Origin of the sequence: Paracoccus shandongensis (assembly GCF_017315735.1) — a bacterium.
In the GTDB taxonomy this organism is placed as follows: domain Bacteria; phylum Pseudomonadota; class Alphaproteobacteria; order Rhodobacterales; family Rhodobacteraceae; genus Paracoccus; species Paracoccus shandongensis.
The window spans coordinates 1-2,801 of the sequence record NZ_JAFLRK010000070.1 but is presented as its reverse complement, the minus strand read 5'-3'; the positions used below and the strand labels follow the sequence as shown (position 1 = coordinate 2,801).

Sequence of the window (2,801 nt, the reverse complement as noted above, 5' to 3'; positions counted from 1 at the left end):
GCACCGACTGGGCCCGGGTCGAGGCCGCGCGCGCCCCCGACCGCGCCAGCGCCCAGGTCGCCGCCTGCTTTGCGGGGTGGGGCATCCCCACGGCCGACGCGATCCGCGCCGCACGCCAGGCCGCGCCGCAGGCCACCATCATCGGATCGGGCGGCATCGTCACGGGGCTGGACGCCGCACGGGCGATCCGGCTGGGCGCGGATGTCGTGTCGCTGGCCGGGGCGGTCCTGGCATCCGCCCTGGACGGCCCCGAGGCGCTGGAGCGTCAGTTGGACGTGGTGCTGAAACAGTTGCGCACCGCCTGCTTCTGCACCGGCAGCGCCGATCTGGCGGCGCTGCGCCGCGCCCGGCTTATCAGCGGCCCGGCCACATCCGCGACCACACCCCGTCCCGCCGGATAAGCGCGTGCTGCAGGGCGGCGCCCACATGGACCGCCAGCACCGCGATCAGCAGAAAGGCCGCCGTGGCGTGCAGGGCCGAGGCTGCATCGGCAAGACGCTCGGACTTGCCGATCCAGGGGCCGAAGCCCAGCCGGTCCAGAAGCTCGATGGGATAGCCGCCGGCGCGGACCCGGACAAAGCCGCTGGCGGGCATCACGACCAGCAGGGCATAAAGCATCCCATGCGACAGCGCCGCAGCCCGCCGCTGCCATCGCGGGATCGTGTCCGGCAGGGGCGGCGGGCGATGCGTCAGGCGATAGACCACCCGCACCAGGATCACGGGGATCAGCAGCGTGCCCAGGTTCTTGTGCAGGATGAACAGCGCGTCCTGCACGGGCCGGGGCAGCCCCTCCTGCACCATCACCAGTCCTGCGGGAATCATCACCAGCACGGCGACGGCCACGATCCAGTGCAGCCATCGGGCGGGCGGTCGGTAACCTGGCAGGCGGTCCGGCATCGCAGGGCTCCCTGCGGCGATGATAGCCGAGCGGTAACGTTCTGAACAGGGGCGCAAATCCCCGCTTGACGGATGGCGCGCCTGGCCTAGGCTTTCCGTCATGCGTGACCATCCGATCCCCGCCAAGCCGCCTGTGCCGCCCGTCACCCCGGGCACCCTTCCCCTGACACGGCGCGGCGTCATCGCGGGGCTGGCGGGCCTTGCCGCCTGGCGCGGCACCACCGCCCGGGCGCAGGCCCCGGTCGGTCTGCAACTGTCCTGGCTGCATTCGGTCCAGTTCGCGGGCAGCTATCTTGCGCTGCAAAACGGCTGGTGGCGCGACGCGGGGCTGGAGGTGTCGCTGATGCAGGGCGGCCCCAACGCCCCGGTGGAACCGCCCGTGGTCGCGGGCACGGCCCTGGTCGGGATCTCGGCCGCCGATTACACCGCCGCCGCCGTGGCCCAGGGCGCGCCCTTCCGCATCATCGGCGTGGCGATGCAGAAGAACCCCTTCGTCATCGCCTCGCTGCCCGGCAATCCCATCGCCACGCCCGCCGACCTGCCCGGCAAGCGCATCGGCATGGCGGTGGCGAACACGCCGGTGCTGCAGGCCCTGTGCCGCCTGAACGATGTCGATTTCAACGCGATCCAGATCGTGCCGACCCAGTATTCTGCGCAGCCCCTGGTCGCGGGCGAGGTGGACGGCCTGCTGTGCTGGGAAACCGACCTGCCGGTCGCCATGGCGGTCCAGGGGATCGCGGCGCAGACGATGCTGATGGCCGATCACGGCTATGCCCTGCAATCGCAGACCTATATCGCGACCACCGACAGCCTGGCGAACCGCCGCAAGGATCTGGTCGCGCTGATGGCGGGCGAGGTGCGCGGCTGGAACGCCTATCGCGCCGACACCGATGCGGCGGCGGACCTGACGGTCGCGATGTTTCCCGACGCCGGGCTGGACCGGGGTGTGCAGCGGTTGCAGGCCGAACGGCAGGTGCCGCTGATGTTTTCCCCCCTGACCGATGCGCATGGCTTCGGCTGGTGGACCGACGAGGGGGTCGAGGCCAATATCCGCACCCTGTCCCTGCTGGGCCGGAAGGTTACGCCCGACTTGTGGGACAGGTCCATCCTTGACGAAGTCCATGCCGGATAGACCGCCCGTCCCGATCGCCTGCACGGGTCTGGCCAAGATCCATGACAATGGCGTCATGGCGCTGGATCCCCTGGACCTGACCTTCGCGCCGGGGCGGACGACCGCGCTGATCGGGGCCTCGGGCTGCGGGAAATCGACGCTGCTGCGTCTGATCGCCGGGCTGGAGCGGCCCACGGCGGGGCAGGTGCTGATCGCGGGCGAGCCGCCCGCCCAGCAGGCCGCGCAGGGCGCGATTGCCATGGCCTTCCAGGATCCCTCGCTGCTGCCCTGGCTGACGCTGCGCAAAAACATCGCGCTGGCCCGCAAGCTGGCGCGCCAGCCCGCCGATCCCGGGCTGGTGGACGAACTGATCGGGCTGGTCGGGCTGGAAGGCTTCCAGGAAACCCGCCCCGCCGCCCTGTCGGGGGGCATGCGCCAGCGCGCCGCCATCGCCCGCGCCCTGGCGACCCGGCCCCGGGTCCTGCTGCTGGACGAACCCTTCGGCGCCGTGGACGAACTGACCCGCCGCCAGCTGGCCCGCGACCTGCCGCCCTTGTGGCAGCCCTTGGGCACCACCACGCTGCTGGTCACCCATTCCGTGGACGAGGCCGTGCTGCTGTCCGACCGCATCCTTGTCCTGTCGCCCCGCCCCGCGCGGGTGCTGGCCGACCTGCCCGTGCCCCTGCCCCACCCCCGCCCCCCGCAGGTGACGGAAACCGCCGCCTTCCGGCGCATCGCGGCGCGGGCGCTGGCGGCGCTGGCGCAAGGCGTGGCCGACAGCCCGGCGCTGGCC

4 protein-coding genes are annotated in these 2,801 nt (G+C 72.1%); 3 read left to right on the top strand and 1 reads right to left on the bottom strand.

Annotated features, from left to right (window positions below; genetic code table 11):
• Window positions 1–401: alpha-hydroxy-acid oxidizing protein (locus tag JX613_RS19575; protein ID WP_207103149.1), on the top strand; the 401-nt coding region annotated here is incomplete at its 5' end.
• On the opposite strand, the gene JX613_RS19570 is transcribed toward JX613_RS19575, so the two are convergent.
• Window positions 355–897 (bottom strand): cytochrome b, encoded by a 543-nt coding sequence (locus tag JX613_RS19570; protein ID WP_207103148.1) that lies wholly within the window; start codon window positions 895–897, stop codon window positions 355–357. The two genes, JX613_RS19575 and JX613_RS19570, sit on opposite strands and share 47 nt — an antisense overlap.
• Window positions 898–997: 100 nt before the next feature.
• Here JX613_RS19570 and JX613_RS19565 point away from each other — a divergent pair, with 100 nt between their 5' ends.
• Together JX613_RS19565 and JX613_RS19560 are read left to right on the top strand one after the other, a co-directional pair.
• Window positions 998–2,029: an ABC transporter substrate-binding protein gene (locus tag JX613_RS19565; protein WP_207103147.1), complete on the top strand. Its 1,032-nt coding sequence runs from the start codon at window positions 998–1,000 to the stop codon at window positions 2,027–2,029.
• A partial coding sequence (locus JX613_RS19560) for an ABC transporter ATP-binding protein (RefSeq protein ID WP_207103146.1) occupies window positions 2,019–2,801 on the top strand: 783 nt, incomplete at its 3' end. The genes JX613_RS19565 and JX613_RS19560, both read left to right, overlap by 11 nt.

Excerpts from the sequence above, each read along its gene's own strand:
- JX613_RS19565 (WP_207103147.1), top strand. The coding sequence starts at position 998 with ATGCGTGACCATCCGATCCCCGCCAAGCCGCCTGTGCCGCCCGTCACC.
- JX613_RS19570 (WP_207103148.1), bottom strand. The coding sequence starts at position 897 with ATGCCGGACCGCCTGCCAGGTTACCGACCGCCCGCCCGATGGCTGCAC.